Raw genomic sequence first — 22,761 nt, 5'->3', positions numbered from 1 at the left:
ATTGTTTTGATTTTATTTCCTTCTTTCTCAAGTCATTTTCTTTTTTCTTTATATTATTGTTTTAACTTTGGCGCTATTAAGCAGATGCCTTTTCGAGTGCATGGGCAGAAATGAATAAGATACAGAAGTGAAAAAGAAGATGAAACGTTGTAATAAGATTACTGTAATATGGACATGTGCCATTGTAGTAGTGGCACTGTTTTGGGGAGTGGCATTGTATAATAATGCCCGGAAGGGACAAACTGTGGTCAAAGAGGTCGCGTTGCAAACTCTGCAGAAGGTTGCGGAGCAGGTGGTGAATCGGGAGTTTGATAAGCTGAGGGTGTATCATGTCTCTTGGGATAATAATGGAACAAAACAGACCAAGAGACAAGTAATAACAGAAGAAGGCGAATTTGAAGTGACGATAGATTCGCTGAAAGAGGCACAAGGGTTATATTTGTTGGAAGTTGTAGGATATAAAGCCGATATTCTGAATTGCTATGGGAAATTTCCATTGGAAAAGATTAGGTCTGAATGGCAAGAGGAAATGGATGCGCGGTACCGTGGCACAGTGTGTGTGCTTTCTTTGAAGATTACCCCATTGGGGAAAGATGTTTTTCAAGAAACATTTGCTGGAAATGAAACAATTTGTACTTCACAAAACAATTTGGGTACCTACTATCTGGACAACATGTATACGATGAGTCTGACTGCATACATGCAACCCGTTTTTTTGTATTGCATTGATTGGAAAGATAATGTACTGCTGATACTATCCTGCTTTTTGTGTATTTTACTGTTCGGATTGTTTTTTTATGTAAGGATTCAACTACATAAAAAGGAAAAGGCAACCGATGTATCGGAGAAGAACATCTACCTAATCGGAGAATCCAGTTTCGATGCCATAAACCATACTCTAACCAATAAAGAAGAAGTGAAATTTTGCCCTCCCCAAGCCGCAAAACTATTGCTTGCTTTTATAGCTACATCCGATTATTTCCTGACGTACGATGAAATAGCTGTAGTTTGCTGTTGGACCTTATCTGATACGGGATTGAAAGAACGTCGCAGAAAAGCAATTAACTCATTGCGCAAACTATTTGAAACGGATAAATCTGTCAAAATACTCGCTGTATCAGAAAAGCAGGGGTATCAAATTGTTATCTCTAAGTAGCTGAAATGTTAACCAAATAGGTGTTAAGGGGCGTGAAATTTTTTTCACGCCCCTTTTTGGTATGTTTGTTTATTATTTAGTTGCTGTTTTCCAATTTTTCCTTTTACCTTTATTGGCATAACAAAAAACAAAAATGCTATGAAACGCAAAATGAAGTTATTGGGAATTTTGGTTGTTAGTGCCATCGCGATTTTAGGTTATGCTGAAACTACTCATTCAGAAAGCTTGGATAATTTATTGTTGGAGAATATAGAGGCATTGGCGGCCGGTGAGACAGGATCTGGTGGTGCGTGTGTCGGAAGAGGTTCAGTTGTTTGTCCGCTTACCAAGGAAGGAGTCGAACATGTGCACATTTATTATAGCATGCCTCATTAGCTTGTCCGCACTATCCCTTTCCTCTTGTACGCAGAAAAAAGTAGCAACTTCTGTTGCCTACATGGATTTTCCGCAAACAATCGAGCTGAAAGCGAGGGTGCAGCCATTGGACACCGCTTTGTTCCGTTATCCGTTCCGCGTTCGGGTGCAGGGTGATAAGGCTGTGGTAATGGATTTGCATGGCACGGACTACTTTTGCCATGTTTTCCACTATCCGGGTTTCCGCTATTTTGCTTCGTTCGGCAAGCGGGGCGAGGCTCCCGAAGAGATGCTTTCTGCTGAAAATATCCGATGGCATGGTCAATCTCTGTGGGGACTTGATGCTGGTAAGTCCGTATTGACCAAGTATGATTTTACTTCGTCGGGTTGCTCAATCGTTCCTCAGAAAGTGATAAATATGGATGCTGACATGCTTCGCGTTTTAGACTTTGTGATGGTTGACGACTTTACCTTCATTGTTCCGGACGGATCTGGCAGTAGCCGCTTTTGCTGGGTAAACTATCAAGGGAAATTATTGCGCAGAACCGGTCAAATACCGTCAGCCAACGCGGAGGCTTTACAGAATGCCCGTCCTGCATTGGCTCAGGCATGGCGTAGCTTCATCGACTATAATCCCCGAAATGGAGTGCTGGCAGCAGTTACCCAGTTGGGCGAAGTACTTGAAGTCTTTAATTTGAAAGATAGTACGCATGTGGTACGCATTGGTCCGCACGGTGAACCGGAGTTTAAGATTTCTCAGGGTTATGGTATTCCTACGGGTATCATGGGATTTAGCGATGTCCAAGTGGCAGACAGTGCTATCTATGCGGTTTTTCATGGGCGCTCTTTTAAGGAAATTGCGCAAAATGTACAGCAAGGTGTCTATTTGCCGGATGGAGGACGGTATATCTATGTTTTTAGTCTGACCGGCGAACCTCTCTGCAGGTATGTGTTAGATCATTATGTTTATGGCATATCGGTAGATGAACAAAAAGGAATAATCTTGGCAACGGATGTGAATAAAGATGATCCGATAATAGAGTATAGTATGAAATAAAGTAAACTATAATATGGATGGAGAGGAACGGACGGTTCACGTTTGGTTGGTGCATCTCGTACCGTCCGTTCCATAACCCACCAAGAAAGGAGGTCGAGGCAAAGATAGTAATTTGAATTGAAAACAGAGTGTGTTTTCTGCCATTTCGATAGGTATGGCAAGAAAAGAGTTCTCCAAGATTTTTATATCTTGATTCTGGTACGCAAGCATTATGCTTGTGGTAAATGATAAAAAAAGAATAATCTTATACTAATAAAACTGAAGAGTAGTATGAAGAAAATGATTAAGATAGCTTTTGTTGCAGCATTTGCAGCGATTGCAGGATATGGAGTTTATGCAAATCAGAAAACAGATGTTATGTCTGATTTGGCATTGGCTAATATAGAAGCATTAGCAGATGGTGGTGAAGGTTCTGGTGATTGTTATGGTTGTGCTATATATGCAATTGGTATCTGTAAAGATTGGGGATGGGGTGGATGTAAAGGACAATCGCTTATACACTATGTTTAATTAATAAATATAAATCAAGAAATAGTATGAAAAAAATATTAATATTGTTTGTTGTTCTGTTTTCTTTAATCAGTGTAGAAAGATTGCATACTGTAGAAGATACTGAGCAGATATGTGAGTTGCTGTTAAAGAATGTAGATGCTATGGCGTCTGGTGCAGAGATTATAATAGGTCCATTTTGTATTCAAACAGATCGTACATGTTTTGTAGATTATGATGGCTTTTTTGTAAGAGGGTATCGTCAGTATTTCTAGTAATTCATTTTATTGGATAAATACAGAAAGTAATTCAGGAGAACTCTTCTTTGTTATTCAAAATAAAAGACAACGAAGAAGAGAATTCTCTTGATTATATGTTAATATACTAATATTTTTTTATTCTTTATTATGAAATATTTATTGGTTCTAATTTTAGTAGTTTCATTTTCATCATGTACAAATTATGATGAAAAAATGAGAAAATTTGATGCTTCATTTACAAAGATGCGTAAAATTACTTCTGCGAATGTCTTAAATCATGAATTAATTTTAGGGAGACCATATATTATTCATTATGCTGATTCATCGGTTGTTATCTATGATGATATAAATGATAGTATATTTACATTAATAGATTTAAGAGATAATAATTCTGTATATCATTTTGGAAAAAGAGGGGAAGGTAATAATGAATTCCTTCAGGTTTTTTCTTTGTGCTCTTTGTATGGAGATTCGTTAATTGGGGTATATGATGTTTATAAGCGGAACCTAGTGGAAATGAATCTACGGCAAATTAAACAAGGAAACATTCAATTTCCAGTGTTGATGCAGGATAGTCTGATGAGCTTAAATATATGCCCAACTCAATATGATACATATTTAGGATTAGGGTTTTATGAAAATAATATGTTTAGTCTTACTGGTAAGCATATTGGAAGTAGGTATTACTACGAGTATCCTTATCGTGATAAACAAGAAAAAGAAGTTAAAAATCGTTTAAGAGGAATGGCTTATCAAGGAACGTTATCTTCTAATAAATCATTGAATCGATTTGTCTTTGCTATAGGGTCAGCACCTATATTTTCATTGTATTCTGTAAATAAAGATAATATAGATAAATCATTTGAATTTGTAGGAGGATACCCTGAATATAAAACAGAAGATACAGGTACAACTAGGTCGGCCCCAATGAGTGTAGCTAATAAAATGGCTTTTATTAAAGCTTATGCTACAGAGAAGTATGTTTATCTACTGTATTCAGGAAATAGTTATAAGGAAGTTGGTGTAAAGGCTTTTAATGGAAAAATTATTTATCAGCTAGCTTGGGATGCCACTCCTATATGTAAGTTTGTCTTAGATTTTCCAATTATGAATTTTTGTGTATCAGATTCAGATGATACAATATATGCTTTAATGGATAAAGAGGAAGTAGAATTGGTTAAATATTCGTTGAATTTGTAGTTATGAATCGTATTTTATATATTTCTCTGTCAGTTATACTATTTATTTCTTGTGGAAATAAGGATCGAGAAATACTCGTAAAGTTAATGCAAGAGTGGAAAGGACGTGAAATATTGTATCCTAATGATATGCATTTTTTTATGCAAGGTCGAGATACTTTGAATGCAGATTCCATATGTATGTATAAGATAATAACCTATATAGATTCGATAGGTTGTATGAGTTGTAAATTGGGTTTATCACAATGGCAAGATTTTGCAGTAAATGTTGATTCTATATTTCCGAATACTGTGCATTTTCAGTTTGTTTTTCAGCCATATAAGCTTAATGAAATACGGCTTTTGTTAAAGAGAGAACGGTTTAATCATTCGGTATATATAGATAAAAATAATAAGTTTAATAAATTGAATAAATTTCCTTCTAATATGAATTTTCAAACTTTTTTGTTAGATAGAAATAATAGGGTTATTGCTATTGGTAATCCAATTTATAATCCTAAAGTGAAAGAACTCTATCTGAAGATTATTAAAGGTGAGAAGATAGAACGAAGAGATGAAAGTAAAGTGATAAAAACAGAAGTGGATGCCAGCAATATATCTGTTTCGCTGGGTCGTTTTGATTGGCAGGAGGAACAAAAAGCAACTTTTATATTGAAGAATGTGGGTGACAAACCATTGGTTATACAAGATGTTGCCACTTCTTGTGGTTGTACTACCGTAGCTTATTCAAAGGAACCGGCATTACCGGGTAAGGAAATAGCTTTGGAAGTGGTTTATAAAGCCGAACATCCGGAGCACTTCGACAAGACGATAACGGTATATTGCAATACAGAAAATTCTCCGTTGGTTTTGAAGATTAGTGGGGATGCAAAATAACTGATTGATGGGATGAAGGAGCGGCTGCAATTGAAAAAATGGTTGAATGGAATAACAAACGTATTATTCTGTCTGTGCCTGCTTGTTGTGATACTGATAGTATTGCAGGTGTTTGTGGTGACCTCCTTCAAGATACCGTCGGACTCGATGGAACCGTCGTTGCTGGCGGGTGATTGTATTCTGGTGGATAAATGTTCGGGTGGAGCACGCCTATTCAATGTGCTTGATGCCGTGGAGAAAAAGGAGGTGAAGATACAACGTATGTCCGGATGGAGAAATTATCAGCGGAATGATGTGTTGGTGTTCAATTTTCCTTATCCGGGCAGGTGGGACAGCATTGCGCTGGACGTGATGTTGTATTACGTGAAGCGCTGTATCGCCATGCCGGGGGATACGTTGGAGATAAGGAATACGCATTATCGTGTGTCCGGATTTGATGGTATCGCAGGAAATGTGCAGGCGCAGGAGGAATTGGATGAATTGATATCTTCGGGAATGACGGAGGAGCGGGGCCTTGTTCTTAAGAGCTTTCCCGATGGTGGCTGTAATGGGTGGACTATCAGCGAGTTTGGGCCTCTTTATATACCGGCCAAAGGCAGCGTGGTAGGAATGAATCCGGAAACACGGTTGCTGTATCGGAACGTGATAGAGTGGGAACAGAAAAAGAAACTGACATTGCATGGAGATTCGGTTCTGCTGGGGGACAGTGTGATACACAATTACCGCTTCTGTGAGAACTATTATTTTGTTTCGGGTGACAAGATGGTGAATTCAAAAGATTCCCGCTACTGGGGATTACTGCCGGAACCATTTATAGTGGGAAGGGCATGGCTGGTATGGAAGTCCGTCAGCCCGAATACTGGAAAAATGAGATGGAAACGTATCTTTAAAAGAATAGACTAAGATGAAAGTTCTGTTTAAATTGCTCTGGATATTATTGATTGCCGGGATATTGGAGGCTTGCAATGCTTCCGGCAGATTGGAGTACGCACTGGAGTGTGCTGCAACCAACAAAGGCGAACTGGAAAAGGTACTGGAACATTATAAAGATGAGCCTGAAAAATATAAAGCCGCTTGTTTCTTGATAGAAAATATGCCTTATCACTATGCCCTTGAAGGTGAAGAACTGGATTCTTTGAAAACAGTGCTGGCTTCGGCAGATGCTTATGGGGTGATGCTGAAGGATACTGCCGTACCGGATTGGGATTATTATACCCCTTCCGGATTGCAGAGAAAACCGGATGTACTGAATATAAGGGCTGAATTCTTGATAAATAACATTGATTTGGCTTTTGATGGTTGGAAAAAGCGTCCGTGGAATGCTTCCCTTTCTTTTGCAGATTTCTGTGAATGGCTGCTTCCCTATCGTATCGGAAATGAGACTCCGGACAACTGGCGGCAGATATACCATGACCGTTATTCCTTTTTGCTGGACGAGGTTTATACGGGTATCGATGTAGTGGAGGCGATTAGCGTAGTTTGGGAGTATTTGCAGAAGGAAGACCCTTACCGGTTTACATGGGTCTTTAACTATCCGCATTTGGGAGGAGAGTACCTGCTGCATAATCGTATCGGCAAGTGTCAGGATGCTTGTGATTTTATGATTTATGTGATGCGGGCCATCGGCGTCCCGGTAGCCTATGATTTCTATACTTTCAATGCGGAAACACGGAAAGGGCATGTGTGGAATGTGGTGAGGGATGTAACGGGTGTCTGCCTTCCTTTTACTTTCCCTTCCCGGAAGCCGAAACGGGGAAGTTTCTATATTGACAGTCGGCGCCCGAGCGTGGTTTACCGCCGGTGTTTTGGCAGACAATGGGACATGGATGGCGATTTTATGCGGAACCGGTCCGTACCGGCTGCTTTTAAGGATGTGTTTGCAAGAAAAGTGTCGGATAATTATTTTGATTCGAATCTGGAACTGCCGGTAGAAGGGATGGACGGGAATTATGTTTATGTGGGGTTGTTCAGTGCTTATGGGTGGCGGGGAATAGATTTTACTAAGGTAGAAAGTGGAAAAGCGCTTTTCAGGAATTTGGCTTCGAGGCAGGTTTATATATTGTTGGCATTCGCAAACGGGCAGTATCGCCCTATTGGAAATCCTTTTTATTTTGATGGCAAGGATATACATCCTTATGTTGCAGATACCTCCAAGTGCTATTCTGCTGAATTGTATCGGAAATACCCTCTTTCGGAACGTATCAGGAACTATATGGGAGGGATAAAAGACGGGCATTTTGAGGCGGCTTGTGATAAGGATTTTAAAAATGCGGAGTTGTTGTGTACTGTGAAAGATACGCCCGGTATCAATTATAATCACGTTATTCTTGAGAAACCGGTAAGGGGTCGCTATGCCCGTTTTTGTTCTTCGGCAGAGGGATATGCGGAAGTTGCCGAAATGCATTTTTATAAAGGAGAGGAAGAGATTGTCCCTATAGACAGTTGGGGAGATGCTCCAGCCACAGCAAATACTTTTGCCTATCAGGTCTATGATAATGAACCGTTGTCGTATTTCATTTCATCAAAACCCGGTGCAAGTGTAACGGTGGATTTTGGAAAGGTTGTTACTATAGACAATTTTATGTATATGCCCCGTAACGATGATAACTTTGTCAGGATAGGGGATTATTATGAACTCTTCTATTGGGGAGAGGGCTGTTGGAACTCATTGGGGAAGAAAATGGCAGAAAAACCTTTTCTGCCATATGACGGGATACCATCGGGAGCTTTGCTCTATTTGCATGACAGTACCCGTGGAGAAGAAGAACTGATATTTCATATGGAAGATGGTAAGCAGGTATTTGTATCGGATTGTAAGGATTGATTGGATTGTCTTTCAGATTGGAATAGAAAAAAATGGAATAGTGATATGAAACATTGGTGTGTATGGGTATGGTTTACAGCAGGTCTGTTTATGGCTTGTTCTTCGGAAAATCAGTGGTTGGACACAGCTTTGAATCTTGCCGGTGATAACCGTGCGGAGTTGCAAAAGGTACTGGACCGTTACAAGGAAGAGGACGGTGACAAATATCGTGCTGCTTGTTTTCTGATAGAGAATATGCCTTTTCATGGTGCTTACGAGGGAAAGGCCTTGGAGAATTACAGGAAGTATTTCAGTGAATACGTTTCATTTCCTTATTCCAGGCATGTGCAAGAGTTGATTGATTCCTTGAAAAGAGCAGATGGAGAATTTTCTATAAATCAATTGACTTATAAGAGGGACATTATGACGGTGGATTCCGCTTTTTTGGTCAATCATATAGAATGGGCATTCAAAGTCTGGCGGGAGCAACCTTGGGGAAAGCATGTTGATTTTGATACTTTCTGCGAATATATATTGCCTTATAGAATAGGGGATGAGCCGCTTTCTCTCTGGCGCAAAGAAATTTATGAGTGCTATAGCCCGATTTTGGATGAATTCAGGAAGACAGATGAGGCTGATAATCCTAAGGTTGCCGCCCAGTTGTTGATGGATACGTTGCGGAAAGCGAACTACCGGAATACGGCTCTTTTTCCGGTGGGGCCTCATTTGGGACCGGATGTACTGAAATGGCATACGGGCAGTTGCCGAGAGTTTACGGATGCCATGATATATGTGTTGCGGGCATTGGGCATTCCGTGCGGAGTAGATAGGGTGATGGTATTAGGAGACAACAATGCCTCTCATTTCTGGAATTTTGTTTTGGATAAGGAAGGAAAGACATACATTGCAAATCTTCCTTATGAAGAAGTATGGAGCAAAGCGGAAGAATATAGCATTTCGAGGGGAAAAATGTACCGGGCAACCTATAGTATTGATAAGGAGGCGGTACGGAAACTGGGGAAATATTCCGATGTTTACCCGGCATTCCGACGTCCGTTCTTCCGCGATGTCACTGCACTTTATACCGGTAGCAGGAATTGGACTGTAGCTCTTCCGGATTCTTTGCTTTCCGGACAGTTTCGTGAGGGGGATATGGTGTATTTGTGCCTTGCCAACAGACTACAATGGCAACCTATAGGATATACTTTCTTTAAGAAGGGGGAGGCTCGTTTTGAGGATGTGGGAGGCGGGGCGGTCTTTACGCTGGCTGCCTGGAACGGAAAGGAATACGCTGCAGTATCTTCTCCTTTTCTTCTGGAGCGTGAAACCGGAAAGATACGGTTCATTGTTCCGGAAGCTGAAAAGCAGGAATTGGTCTTGTATAGGAAGTGCCATCTTACTTTGAGTGTTCTTTTCAATGACCGGATGATTGGGGGAGTAGTGGAAGGAAGCGACCGGGCAGACTTTGGGTGGAAGGATACTCTACTTTTGATAAAGGAGGCTCCGTATCGGCTATATACTGTGGTCCGGTTGAAGTCTGATAAACCGTATCGGTATATGCGCTATAAGGGTGCTGACGGATGTTTCTGTAATATCTCGGAACTGGCTTTTTATGAGAATACGGAAGATACCATACCTCTATATGGGGAAATCATAGGTACTCCGGGAAGTTTTGAAGACAATACACATGAATATTTGAACGCATTTGACGGTAATCCGGATACTTCATTTGATTATATACATCCGGATGGAGGATGGACCGGGATGGACTTTGGAAGTCCCCATCGTGTGGAGAAGGTGGTGTATACTCCTCGTAATGAGGTGAATTTTATTTATAAAGGTAATTTGTATGAATTGTTTTATTGGGGTGGAGGAAAATGGAATTCTGTCGGGCGGCAAATGGCTGTGTCAGATTCTATTGTCTATTCAGGGTTTCAAGGTGCTTTATTTTATCTGAAGAATCACACAGCCGGTAAAGATGAACGGATTTTTGAATATAAAGACGGGAAACAAATCTTTTGGTGAATTATAGAATACTATTGAATATTTGATAGATAGAATGAATAATGTACGTAATCTATTGACTGGAAGTTTGGTCTACATTGCTTGTATAGTTTTATTGTCTTTGGCATGTAACGTTTCTTCCGGACTTCCTGTAGCTGATGTTATAGGGCAATGGCTCTATTTCGATAAAAGTGCATTGGTAGTTGCAGGATGTCTGTTGATGGCTGGATTGATGATGGAAAAAAGGTATTTTCTTTTTATACCGGTTTCGTGGGTATTGGTAATGCTGGGGGGCATTGAGGCTGTTTGGGGATTGAGTCAGCTTTATGGTTATGCTGTGTCCAACCATTCCTTGTATGTATTGACAGGTTCTTTCTTCAATCCGGGGCCTTATTCCGGCTATTTGGCCATGATACTTCCGGTCTGTCTGTATCAATGGCTGACCAAGAGGGGGGAGATTCTCTGCTCTGACCGGAATGATGGAAGAAGATGGGAAAAGGTGATGGATAAGGCTGGAACTATGGTCACTGGTGGTGTGATGCTGCTTATCCTTTGTGTGCTTCCGGCAGGAATGAGCCGTTCGGCATGGTTGGCGGCAGGAGTTTCCTGTCTGTGTGTATATGCTTGGCATATGGATTGGACGGATAAGTTCAGATTATTATGGCAGCAGCAAAGGCAGCGTGTGGTGATGGTAGTGGTCGGTGGATTCTGTGTCTTGCTATTGGCGGGCTATTTACTGTTTGTCTTGAAACCCGATTCTGCACGTGGCCGTCTTTTCATGTGGAAGATAACTTGTCGTGCCATTGCAGAAAAGCCGTTGACCGGATATGGGATTCATAATTTCGCAGCAGCCTATGGAAATGCGCAGGAAACTTATTTTGCAGCAGGTGATTATGAACCGTGGGAGGAACGTGTGGCGGGAAGTCCGGAATATGCATTCAATGAATATCTGCAGGCTGCGGTCGAACTGGGCATTCCTTTGGCGGTATGTCTATTGGTTGTGGTCGTGCTGTGTTTGTATAGGGGAGTCCGTAAAGGACGTTATGGTATCTGTGGGGCTATTCTTTCTTTGATGATATTCTCTTTTTCCTCCTATCCGCTACAACTTCCGGTATTTATCGTTACATTTGGAGGATTGCTTGTGGCGTGCTTGTCCGGTGCCGACCGTTGGCAATGGTTGGGGCTGGCTGTATCAGTAGGCATCATTGGCGGTTTTCGCCTGAAGAATGACTTGCAAGTGGAGCAGGCCTGTCGGGAGTGGATGAATGCGCGGGTGCTGTATAATGCAGGTGCGTATCAATCGGCAGAGAAAGAGTACGGGCGCCTTTATCCTCTGTTGAGGGACCGGGCATCTTTCTTGTTCGAATATGGGCATGGATTGCACAAGCAGCAGCAGTTCAGTAAATCCAACCGTATTTTGAAAGAAGCTTTACAGCGCAGCTGTGATCCGATGATACTGAATGTGATAGGCAAGAATTATCAGCAGATGGGTGACTGCTTATCAGCGGAAGACTGGTTTATCCGTTCCACCCATCGGTTGCCGGGGCGTATTTATCCCTATTATCTGCTTGCGAAGCTTTATGCGGAACCAGGATTCAGACAACCGGACAAGTTTGAAAAAATGAAGCGGATGGTATTGACGAAAGAGCCGAAAGTGCATTCTACGGCAATACGACAGATGAGGGAGGAAATAAAAAAGATTCAGCTTATTTTTGTCCATATCAAAAAAGATGAATAAAAACGGAAAGTGTTAATAATGAGTGAACTAATTGCTAAAGTGCTATGAAAAAAGTGTCCACATGCAAATATCGGTTCGTTTTTTTGAAACGATTAATTTTATCAATTTATAATTGAGTATGAATATGAAGACACAGAACTATCGATACCTGCTATGCATGGCCGTTGCACTGCTTGCCGCCTGCTCCGATGCCGGAAAGGGAAAAGAGTCCGAGGAAGGGGTGGCAACCGTCCTGCCAAGTGAAAGCAATGAAGTGACCGTGAAAGTCCTGAAGCGGGCGACCTTTGAACATGAACTGGTGAGCAACGGAAAAGTAACCGCCGGTGCCATGGCGGATTTGCGTTTTGAGACCACCGGTGTAGTGGCACACATCTACGTGAAGAACGGTGACCCGGTGCGCAAAGGGCAGAAACTTGCCGAACTGGATAAGTTCCGTCTGAAGAACAAGACCGCGCAAGCCAAGGATGCTCTGGACAAAGCGGAACTTGAGCTGCAGGACGTATTGATAGGGCAAGGCTATCCGGTGGGTGATACTTCCAAAATTCCTGCCGACATCATGAAGCTGGCACGAGTAAAGAGCGGTTACGACCAAAGTCTCTCCCAGTACGAACTCGCCGCCTATGAAGAAGAGCATGCTACGCTGGTTGCCCCCTTCGACGGCGTGGTGGCGAACCTCTTTTCCAAGCCCTTTAACGAGGCAAGCACTTCGGAATCTTTCTGCTCCATCATTGGCACTCAGGGCATGGAAGTGGACTTTACGGTACTGGAAAGTGAACTCCCCCTGATAAAGAGTGGCGACAAGGTGATTGTCACCCCTTACTCGGATGCCGCTTCCAAACAAGAGGGCCGCATCACCCAAATCAATCCTCTGGTAGATGATAAGGGAATGGTGAAAGTAAAGGCATCCGTCAATGGCAGGGGACGTCTGTTTAGCGGCATGAATGTGAGGGTAAATGTACACCGTTCTCTGGACAGTCAGCTCGTGATACCCAAAAGTGCCGTCGTACTGCGTTCGGGTAAGCAAGTCGTCTTTACCCTGAAAGACGGAAAGGCGCAGTGGAACTATGTGCAGACCGGACTGGAGAATGCGGAAAGCTACAGCATGGCCGACGATGCCCTGAAAGAAGGCGATACGGTCATCGTGACGGGAAATGTGAATTTGGCACATGAGGCGCCGGTGAAGGTGGTGGAAAATTGAAAGATGAAAATTGAAAGTTGAAAATTCATAATTCACAATTTAAATTCATAATTGAAAATTGATAAAGTTTTTGATACAGCGGCCTATTGCCGTACTGATGGCATTTACAGCATGCTTCATTGTCGGGCTGGTGACTTACTTCACCTTGCCGGTATCCTTGCTGCCCGATATTGCCATCCCGGAAATTACAGTGCAGGTGTCGGCGCAGAATACCTCGGCGCGTGAATTAGAGAATACGGTGGTGAAACCTCTGCGGCAGCAGCTCATCCAGGTGGCGAAACTGAAGGACATGGACAGCGAGACGCGCGATGGTGCAGGCATCATCCGCCTGGGCTTCGACTTCGGTACGAATACCGACCTTGCCTTCATAGAAGTGAACGAGAAGATTGACGCCGCCATGAACTATCTGCCCAAGGATGCCGAACGCCCGAAGGTGATAAAGGCAAGTGCGACGGACATTCCTGTCTTCTACCTCAATCTGACCCTAAAAAGCGACAGTGCATACGGCAAGGTGGACGAACGCGCGTTTCTTGATTTGTGCGAGTTTGCCGAAAATGTCATAAAGCGTCGCATCGAGCAGTTGGCGGAAGTGGCAATGGTGGATGTCACGGGTTTGGTCGAACGCCAGTTACAGATTGTGCCCGACCCGGATAAGCTTGCTGTGTTGGGGTTCTCCATTGAAGACATAGAAAACGTGCTGGCGCAAAACAACGTGGAGCCGGGCAGCATGACCGTGCGCGACGGCTACTACGAATACAACATTAAGTTCTCCACCCTGCTGCGGACAGAGGAGGACGTGAAGGGCATCCTGCTGCGAAAGGAAGGACGTATCATCCGCTTGGGAGACTTCTGCCGGGTAGAGATTGTTCCTGCCAAGGAGAAAGGTGTCTCCATGAGCAATGGCAAGCGTGCCGTTACCCTTGCCGTCATCAAGCAGGCGGACGAGAATATGGAAGACATGAAGCTTGCCATCAACAGCACGATGGACTACTTCAAGAAAGTATATCCCGACATTGATTTTAGCATCAGCCGTAACCAGACGGAGTTGCTGGACTATACCATCTCCAATCTTCAGCAAAATTTGTCGTTGGGTTTCCTGTTCATCTGCATTGTGGCGGTACTCTTCTTGGGTGACATCAAATCACCGTTCATCATCGGGTTGAGTATGGTGGTATCTATTGTCATCTGCTTCCTGTTCTTCTACTTGTTCAAGATGTCACTCAATATCATTTCTTTGTCGGGATTAATCCTGGCGTTGGGTATGATGATTGACAGCAGCATCATTGTGACGGAGAACATTTCGCAGTATCGCGAACGGGGCTATTCGTTGCGGCGGGCTTGCGTGACGGGAACGAGTGAGGTGATTACGCCCATGCTGAGTTCGTCGCTGACCACTATTGCCGTATTTGTGCCGCTGATATTTATGAGCGGCATTGCAGGGGCGTTGTTCTATGACCAGGCATTCTCTGTTACGGTAGGGTTGCTGGTTTCCTACTTCACGGGTATCATGCTGCTGCCGGTCCTCTATATGCTGGTCTACCGGACAGGGTTGCGCGGCAGGTCGTGGTTCTCCCGCATCCGCATCAACAATCCGTTGAAGGAACATACGCTGGACCGTTTTTATGATGCGGGCATCGACTGGGTATTTTCCCACAAGACGGTAAGTAGCGTATTCTGTGTGGTTTCTATACCTCTTTGTGTCTTTCTGTTCTATTCCGTCGGCAAGGAGCGTATGCCGCAGATAGACCAGAATGAACTGATAGTCCACGTGGAATGGAACGAAAACATACATGTGGACGAGAACCGGCATCGTGTGAATGTGCTGTTCGGACAGTTGCTGGACGAGACTGTGGAACAGACGGCTGCCATAGGCCAGCAGGACTATCTGCTGAACCGTGAGCAGGCTCTCTCTTCTTCGGAGGCAGAATTGTATTTCAAGACTTCCTCGCCTGACGGGATTGCTCCCTTGCAGAAGCAGGCGGGCGAGTGGCTGACACGGGAATATCCGTTGGCGACAGTCTCCTTTTCTCCACCCGAAACCGTGTTCGAGAAGCTTTTCGTGACCGGGGAGGCCGATGTGGTGGCGGAACTTTATGCCCGCAATAAGGAGAAGGCGCCGGCGGCGGAAGAATTGCGCGGACTGGAACAACAGTTTGCGGAGCTTACGGGGACAGCGCCCGTAGGTATCGCTTTCGAGAACCAGCTTGACATAAGCATCCTGCAGGAAAAGCTGTTGCTCTATGACGTTTCGTATGACGAGCTTTACCGTACGCTGCGGACGGCATTCAAGGAGAACAGCGTAGCTATGCTCCATTCCTACCAGCAATACCTGCCTATCAGCATTGTGGGCGAGGAGCGGACAGTGAACGAGGTGCTGCTGCAGACATTGATACAGACCCGTCCGGACAGTAAGGGCGAAGTGGAGTATATTCCGCTTCGGGAGCTGGTAAAGGTGCGTCCGGCCGAGGATTTGAAAACGATTACGGCAGGACGCAACGGTGAATATATACCGTTCCGTTTCTATGAAGTGGACGATGCTCCGGAGTTGATGGAAAAGGTGAAGCGGGAGGCAGATGCCACGGGTGACTGGGATACGGCCTTCTCCGGCAGTTTCTTCTCCAACCGCCAGATGCTGGACGAGTTGGTGGTGATTCTTTTCATCTCTATCCTGCTGATGTATTTCATTCTTGCCGCCCAGTTCGAAAGCTTCGTGCAGCCGCTCATCGTGCTGCTGGAAATTCCGATAGATGTGGCGTTTGCCCTGCTTCTGTTGTGGATATGCGGGCATACCCTGAACCTGATGTCTGCCATCGGACTGATTGTGACGTGCGGTATCATCATCAACGACTCCATCTTGAAGCTGGATGCCATTAATGAATTACGGAGGGCTGGTATGCCGTTGCTCGAGGCCATCCACGAGGCGGGGCGCAGAAGGCTCCGGCCCATCATCATGACATCGCTCACCACCATTTTCGCTATGGTTCCGCTGCTGTTCTCGTTCGACATGGGCTCGGAGCTGCAGAAGCCGCTTTCCATAGCAATGATTGGGGCGATGTTCGTGGGGACACTGGTCAGTCTGTTCATCATCCCGTTGATATATTGGTTTATTTATAGAAAAGAAAGAGCATGAAGAAATTAAGTCTTATACTTTTGTTCAGTCTGGGAGCCCTTTCCGCTTTTGCCCAGCAGCGGATAACGCTCGATTTGCAGCAGACCATTGCCCTGGCGAATGACAGTTCGCTGGAAGCCTTCCGCACCAAGAACATGTATCTGGCCGGTTATTGGGAATACCGCACCTATAAGGCAAACCGCCTTCCCAGCCTGACGCTGAACATGACTCCGGCACAGTACAACCGCGATATCACCAAGCGTTACGACTCCGAACAGGACCTTGACATCTATCGCAGCCAGCAATCCTTCTATGCATACGGCAATCTTGCCGTCAGACAGAATTTCGACTTGACGGGCGGTACGTTCTATCTGGATACGGAGCTGGGCTATATGCGGAGCTTCGGTGGAAACAAGTATACCCAGTTCACCAGTGTTCCGGTTCGTTTGGGCTACTCGCAGAGTCTGGTCGGTTACAATCCTTTCCGTTGGGAACGCAGGATTGAGCCGCTGAAGTACGAAAAGGTGAAGAAGGAGTATATTTACAATGCAGAGCGAGTATCCGAGCAGGCCACTACCTATTTCTTTGCGCTTGCCATGGCACAGGCGGAATATGACTTGGCCAAGGACAATGCCGTCTCCACCGATACCCTCTACCGCATCGGTATGCAGCGCCTGAAGATAGCCGCCATCAGCCGTGCCGACCTGCTGACGCTGAAACTCGACGTGGTGAACGCCCGCAATACTTTGCAGAATGCCGCCAGTGCCTTGAAGCGCGCCATGTTTTCGTTGGCATCTTTCCTGAATATGGAGAAGAACACGGATATCAGGGTGTCGCTTCCGGGACGTCCGAGGGCGCTGACCATACCGGTTGATGAGGCTTTGCTGGCCGCTCAAGCCAACAATCCGGAATTTCTGGGGCTTCGTCAGGAAGTGCTGGAAGCCGAGCAGACAGTAGACAAGACGAAGAAGGAATCGCGCTTCAACGCCAGCATCAACGCCAGCGTCGGCTTCAACCAGGTGGCGGAGAAATTCGGTGAAGCATACAGGCATCCCATGCAGCAGGAGATGGTGTCGGTCAGTGTCTCCATTCCACTGGTGGACTGGGGCGTGAGGAAAGGCAAATACAACATGGCGAGGAACAATCTGAACGTGGTGAAGACTTCTGCCAGGCAAAGTGAAATCAGCATTGAGGAGGAGGTTATCATGACCGTCAGCGACTTCAACGTCCAGCAAGCCCTCGTCGCCAGTGCCGAAGAGGCCCTCGACCTTGCCATCCTGGCGTATAACGAAACCCGCCAGCGCTTCATTATCGGCAAGGCAGACATCAACAGCCTGACCCTCTCGCTGAACCGCCAGCAGGAAGCGCAACGCAATTACATCTCCGCCTTGCAGGACTACTGGCTGAATTATTACAAGATACGGAAACTGACGTTGCACGACTTTGCCAGCGGATTTTCGCTGTCGGAAAAATTTGATTATAATAACTGATGAAACGAGTTTCTTCCTTCACCGTCATAGTGGCGTTTGTCTGCCTTGCTTTGGTAGGGGTGGCGTTGATACCGCTGCTCCCCGTCAAGCTGAATCCGTCACGCAGCCTGCCCGGCTTCACGGTGGGTTTCAGCATGCCTGGCACTTCGTCGCGGGTGGTGGAGATGGAAGTGACCAGCAAGCTGGAATCCATGCTGGCGCGTATCCGCGGAGTGAAGCGGCTGAACTCCACTTCGGGCAACGGCTACGGCAACATTACTGTGGAGCTGGACAAGCATGCCGATGTCGAGGCAGTCCGCTTCGAAGCTTCCACCATCATCCGGCAGACGTGGCCCCAATTGCCCGAAGGTGTCAGCTATCCCACCATTCACATGAAAGTGCCCGACGAGAACGCCTCACGCCCTTTCATGTCCTTCACACTGAATGCCCCTTCCACTCCGATATTGATTCAGCAGTATGCCGAGGAGCATATCAAGCCGCGGCTGGCAAATATTCCGGGTATCTATAAGGTGGAACTCAGCGGTGCCACGCCCATGGAGTGGAGACTGGAATATGACAGTGAACAGTTGCGCTTGCTGGGTGTGACCCTATCGGACATCAGCGAGGCAGTACAGCGGCATTACCGGAAGGAATTTCTGGGTACGCACAATGTGGATACAGGTAACGGTAGCCGGGAATGGATACGCCTGGCACTGGTGCCGGAGAGCAACTCCCTTGGTTTTAATCCTGCTGCCATCACCGTGACGGCTACCGACGGGAAACTGCTCCGCTTGGACGAACTGGTGTCGGCTGTCCGTATGGAGGAGGAGCCGCAAAGCTATTACCGCATCAATGGGCTGAATTCCGTCTATCTATCCATTACTGCGGAAGAAACTGCCAACCAGTTGCAACTGAACCGTGCCGTGATGGACGAGATGGAAGCTGTTCGGCAGGTACTTCCTGTCGGATATGAAGTGCATACCAGCTATGATGCGACCGAGTACATACGGGAAGAACTGGACAAGATTTACTTCCGTACCGGTTTGACGGTACTCATCCTGCTTGTATTTGTATGGCTCATTACTCGTAAGTTGAAATATCTTTTTCTGATAGTTACCAGCCTGGCTGTAAATATAGCGGTGGCACTTATCTTCTACTACCTCTTCGGACTTGAGATGCAGCTTTATTCGCTGGCGGGTATCACTGTCTCGCTGAATCTGGTGATAGACAGCACCATTGTCATGACCGACCACATTCTGCATCGGCGTAATCTCAAGGCCTTCCTGTCGGTGTTGGCGGCAACCCTCACTACGATGGGTGCGCTTGTTATCATTTTCTTCCTTGACGAGAAGATACGGCTCAACCTGCAGGACTTTGCAGCGGTAGTGATCATCAATCTGGCTGTTTCCTTGATGGTGGCGTTGTTCTTTGTTCCGTCGATGATTGAGAAGATAGGACTGGTGAGGCGGATTACGGGGAAGAAGAGGCGTCTTGTCTTGCCGGGGCTGACGCAAACATTCAAAACAAGGTTGGGACGGATTTTCAGACGTTTCCCCGTTTATTTCTCCTGCTGCTATTCTGCTCTCATCCGTTTTCTGTGCCGTTGGCGCTGGGCTGTATGCCTGCTGTTACTGTTGGGTTTCGGTCTGCCCGTTTTTCTGTTGCCCGACAAACTGGAAGGAGGGGGAAAATGGGAAGCTGCTTACAATAAGGTATTCGGTTCGGATACCTATAAGGAGTCGGTGAAACCCATTGTGGACAAGGCGCTGGGCGGCAGCTTGCGGCTTTTCATACAGAAGGTGTACGAAGGCAGTTACTTCACCCGTAATGAGGAGGTGGTGCTCTATGCCAACGCCAACCTTCCCAATGGCAGCACCCTCGAGCAGATGAACACTTTGATGAAACGTATGGAGACCTACCTCAGCCGGTTCAAGGAAATCAGGCAGTTTCATACTTCCATCTACAGCCCCCGGCGTGCCAGTATGCAGATTTATTTCAAGAAGGAAGCCCGGAACAGCGGTTTTCCCTATACACTGAAAGCCAATATGATAAGCAAGGCACTGGAACTGGGAGGCGGCAGCTGGGGCATCTACGGATTGCAGGACCAGGGGTTCAGTAATGACGTCCGCGAGAGTGCCGGCTCCTACCGCATCAGGATGTACGGCTACAACTACGACGAACTCTATGAGTGGGCGGAGAAGCTGAAGGCCAAGCTGCTGACGCACCGGCGTATCAAGGAAGTGCTCATCAATTCGGAGTTCTCCTGGTGGAAGGATGACTATCAGGAATTCTACTTCAACCTGAACAAGGAGCGCATGGCGCAAGAGGGCATCGACGCGCAAGTGCTTTTCTCTGCGGTGCGCCCCATCTTTGGCAAGAATCTGGAGATTGGTTCGGTAGCGGCCGAGCAGGGGATGGAGAAAATCAAGCTCTCTTCCCGCCAGTCTGCCGAATATGACATCTGGGCAATGCAGTTCTTTCCCTATGGAGTAGGAAACGGCAAGCATTACAAACTTTCCGAACTGGCTACTGTGGAAAAGGGACAGATGCCGCAGGAGATTGCCAAAGAAAACCAGCAGTACCGCCTCTGCCTGCAATACGAATATATCGGCTCCAATGAGATGGGCAACAAGATACAGAAACGTGACCTGGAGGAGTTCAACAAACTGTTGCCGATGGGTTATACAGCCGAGTCGGACAGCAACAGTTGGTCATGGGGCGAGAAGGACAACCGCCAATACCTGCTTCTGCTGGTGGTGATAGCCATCATCTTCTTTACGACCAGCGTTCTGTTCAACTCCCTGAAGCAGCCGCTTGCCATCATCTTTGTGATTCCGGTTTCTTATATCGGGGTATTTCTTACTTTCTATTGGTTCCGGCTGAACTTCGACCAGGGCGGTTTTGCCTCGTTCGTCCTGCTGTGCGGCATCACGGTGAATGCCAGCATCTATATCCTGAACGAGTACAACAGCATCCGACGTCGTTTCCCCCGTCTTTCCGCTCTTCGTGCCTACGTCAAGGCGTGGAATGCGAAGGTCGTTCCTATTTTCCTCACGGTAGTTTCTACCATTCTGGGATTTATCCCTTTCATGATAGGTGAGGACAAGGAAGCTTTCTGGTTTCCATTGGCGGCGGGTACCATTGGCGGACTGGTGATGTCCGTCATCGGTATCTTCTTTTTCCTGCCGGTTTTTGTGCTGAAACAGCGTGATTTTCTTAGGAAATGATTACTTTTGCTCGATTTTGTTACCTGAATGGATACTTGAATTTTAAATATGGAAAGTGCGGAGTACTCTTTGGATGAGTTATTATGTCAGTCTCTTCTGTTGTTTCGTCAGTATCGGTTTTATGATGCTCCGGAATGTGGAGAAAAGGCATTCCGGATATTGGAGGAAGCCCATGTATGGATGGGGCGTACGCAAGAGTGTGTGGATATGGCGAAATGGGGGTGCGTGATAGAGTGTCTTGCGCAGAAATACTACATAGAAGATGATACGGATGCGATTCTGGAAGAAATTGATGCTGCTTTGGTTGCGCATTGGAAGAGGATAGAGAAAATCCATGCAGAAGTCACCACCGTTTATTTATGGCTGGGGTACTATTTCCTGCTACGTTTCAGAAACCGGGAATCCCGTTCCCATTCCCGTTGTAAACAGATAATGTCCAGCTTGTTGTGTGCTTTGGTCGAAATCTTCCGTAAGGTGGAGAAGGGGGGAGCCCCGACAGAAGTCTTGTCACATCTTTCGGTAGATGTTTGGGGAGAGACCGTCTGCTGGATGGAGCAGGTACATGATTCCCGTCTTTGCGAGAAGCAGTCGTCAGCTTTGCTGGCACAACTCTATAACCTGAAAAGTGTGGAGTTGGAAAAAGGTCCGGGAAAGCAGGATGCTTTGCTCCAGCAGATTCTGGAGTTTTATTGCTTTTAAGGGAAAATTATCTCTGCTTAGTTTTATCATTTCTGCTTCCACACTTCCACCTACTTCCTGCATCCCTTTATTCATCGGCATTACAAGTGCTGTGGAAGCAACTCAAAAAGGTGGAAGCAACTTTTGCTTCCACAGCGGAAATACGCCGGAAGGTAAGTTAATATCTTGTTTGTTAGTGTATTAATAGAATGTGCAGCATTTTGCAAATATCTTGTTTACACGATAAGCGTTTCGTGTAAACACGGTATTAACTTCGTAAAAGACCGTTTACCGATAGACTGCAGCTGGGCTCATAATAGGAATAAGATAGGTGCACAGTATGGGGAAACTATGAGTATAATAGGTGTTCAACGGTTATGAAGCACCTTGTTGACGGTCGTTAGTCGAGTGGTTGACGGCCGTTGGCAGAGCGCATCACGGCCGATAGGCGCTGATAACTCCGTACAGAAAATGGAAAGGAAGCCTATGTAAGGGGAAACAAGCTCTGAGCTATTTGTTTTGTTTGCCACATTTATCTTGTTTTTGTACATTGTTGAAGCGGTTTTTTGTATCTTTGAAGGGAGAGGCCGTAAAAAAGCTTATTCTCATCCAAAGTTTAATTATATATACATGGATTATGAAGCGATGTATAGTACTGTTCATAACATTCTGCTGTGCAGTTGTTTCTAATGCGTAGACAAATGGCATTGTGACTGATGGGGAAAAAGGATTGCCGTTGGCTGGTGTGAATATTTATCTCCAAAAGGATTCTGTGGGCATAGGAGTTATACGTAATGATAATCTGGTAAAGAACATGTTCATATGAAAAAACTGCTATATCTTGGACTTTTGTCCGTTTGCGTACTGTTAGGTTCTTGCGTAGAGAAGAACGTATTCAATGCTTTTGATAAGGTAGAGAGGTATATGGATGTATATTCTGACAGTGCATTGCTGCTGTTGGAGCAAATTCCTCATCCGGAGAAGCTTCGTGGAAAGCAGCGGGCAGACTATGTGCTGCTGTTGACACAAGCCCGTGATAAGAACTATCTGGATAGCATGCAGTCGGATTCGTTGATAAAGTTGGCGGTAGATTATTACCTTAATTCCGCAACACTATTATAAAATATTTTTTTTAAGTACCTGA

The 22,761-nt window shown here is 45.5% G+C and carries 16 protein-coding genes and 1 pseudogene; all 17 read left to right on the top strand.

Going from position 1 to position 22,761, the window contains the following annotated elements; translation table 11 throughout:
* Positions 1 to 127 precede the first annotated feature (127 nt).
* On the top strand, positions 128 to 1,156 hold the full coding sequence (locus tag DW896_RS07285; protein ID WP_227239004.1) for a DNA-binding response regulator: 1,029 nt from the start codon (positions 128 to 130) through the stop codon (positions 1,154 to 1,156).
* 138 nt (positions 1,157 to 1,294) lie between these two features.
* Entirely contained in the window at positions 1,295 to 1,531 is a 237-nt protein-coding gene (locus tag DW896_RS07280; protein ID WP_008665596.1) for an NVEALA domain-containing protein, read from the top strand.
* On the top strand, positions 1,500 to 2,567 hold the full coding sequence (locus DW896_RS07275) for a BF3164 family lipoprotein (protein ID WP_008665594.1): 1,068 nt from the start codon (positions 1,500 to 1,502) through the stop codon (positions 2,565 to 2,567). The genes DW896_RS07280 and DW896_RS07275 overlap by 32 nt, the downstream gene beginning before the upstream one ends.
* Before the next feature lie 270 nt (positions 2,568 to 2,837).
* On the top strand, positions 2,838 to 3,077 hold the full coding sequence (locus DW896_RS07270) for an NVEALA domain-containing protein (protein WP_005835269.1): 240 nt from the start codon (positions 2,838 to 2,840) through the stop codon (positions 3,075 to 3,077).
* 26 nt (positions 3,078 to 3,103) lie between these two features.
* Positions 3,104 to 3,331: a hypothetical protein gene (locus DW896_RS07265; RefSeq protein WP_008665591.1), complete on the top strand. Its 228-nt coding sequence runs from the start codon at positions 3,104 to 3,106 to the stop codon at positions 3,329 to 3,331.
* 132 nt (positions 3,332 to 3,463) lie between these two features.
* A complete protein-coding gene (locus tag DW896_RS07260; RefSeq protein WP_005835273.1) occupies positions 3,464 to 4,516 on the top strand; it encodes a BF3164 family lipoprotein in 1,053 nt (350 codons plus the stop codon).
* A gap of 2 nt (positions 4,517 to 4,518) precedes the next feature.
* Complete coding sequence (locus DW896_RS07255; protein WP_034523106.1) at positions 4,519 to 5,391, top strand: DUF1573 domain-containing protein; 873 nt, start codon at positions 4,519 to 4,521, stop codon at positions 5,389 to 5,391.
* A 12-nt stretch (positions 5,392 to 5,403) separates the two neighbouring features.
* Entirely contained in the window at positions 5,404 to 6,294 is an 891-nt protein-coding gene (gene lepB / locus DW896_RS07250; protein WP_005835276.1) for a signal peptidase I, read from the top strand.
* A gap of 1 nt (position 6,295) precedes the next feature.
* Positions 6,296 to 8,215, top strand: a complete 1,920-nt coding sequence (locus tag DW896_RS07245) for a hypothetical protein (RefSeq protein ID WP_009037135.1) — start codon at positions 6,296 to 6,298, stop codon at positions 8,213 to 8,215.
* A gap of 45 nt (positions 8,216 to 8,260) precedes the next feature.
* Positions 8,261 to 10,219, top strand: a complete 1,959-nt coding sequence (locus tag DW896_RS07240) for a transglutaminase domain-containing protein (RefSeq protein ID WP_119993070.1) — start codon at positions 8,261 to 8,263, stop codon at positions 10,217 to 10,219.
* 34 nt (positions 10,220 to 10,253) lie between these two features.
* Positions 10,254 to 11,936 (top strand): O-antigen ligase family protein, encoded by a 1,683-nt coding sequence (locus DW896_RS07235; protein WP_119993068.1) that lies wholly within the window; start codon positions 10,254 to 10,256, stop codon positions 11,934 to 11,936.
* 124 nt (positions 11,937 to 12,060) lie between these two features.
* Positions 12,061 to 13,134 (top strand): efflux RND transporter periplasmic adaptor subunit, encoded by a 1,074-nt coding sequence (locus DW896_RS07230; RefSeq protein ID WP_165852966.1) that lies wholly within the window; start codon positions 12,061 to 12,063, stop codon positions 13,132 to 13,134.
* A gap of 58 nt (positions 13,135 to 13,192) precedes the next feature.
* Complete coding sequence (locus DW896_RS07225) at positions 13,193 to 16,264, top strand: efflux RND transporter permease subunit (RefSeq protein ID WP_119993063.1); 3,072 nt, start codon at positions 13,193 to 13,195, stop codon at positions 16,262 to 16,264.
* Complete coding sequence (locus tag DW896_RS07220; protein WP_005823863.1) at positions 16,261 to 17,733, top strand: TolC family protein; 1,473 nt, start codon at positions 16,261 to 16,263, stop codon at positions 17,731 to 17,733. The genes DW896_RS07225 and DW896_RS07220 overlap by 4 nt, the downstream gene beginning before the upstream one ends.
* The gene (locus DW896_RS07215; RefSeq protein ID WP_119993061.1) at positions 17,733 to 20,939 is read left to right on the top strand and encodes an efflux RND transporter permease subunit; all 3,207 of its coding nucleotides are present in this window, start codon (positions 17,733 to 17,735) and stop codon (positions 20,937 to 20,939) included. The genes DW896_RS07220 and DW896_RS07215 overlap by 1 nt, the downstream gene beginning before the upstream one ends.
* Before the next feature lie 48 nt (positions 20,940 to 20,987).
* The gene (locus tag DW896_RS07210; RefSeq protein ID WP_005823861.1) at positions 20,988 to 21,638 is read left to right on the top strand and encodes a hypothetical protein; all 651 of its coding nucleotides are present in this window, start codon (positions 20,988 to 20,990) and stop codon (positions 21,636 to 21,638) included.
* A gap of 801 nt (positions 21,639 to 22,439) precedes the next feature.
* Positions 22,440 to 22,721 (top strand): annotated as a pseudogene (locus tag DW896_RS07200) (hypothetical protein); the annotation flags it as partial.
* Positions 22,722 to 22,761: the final 40 nt, after the last annotated feature.

The organism is Bacteroides sp. AM41-16, from assembly GCF_003603495.1.
GTDB lineage: Bacteria > Bacteroidota > Bacteroidia > Bacteroidales > Bacteroidaceae > Bacteroides > Bacteroides uniformis.
This window is presented reverse-complemented; position numbering and strand designations above follow the sequence as displayed.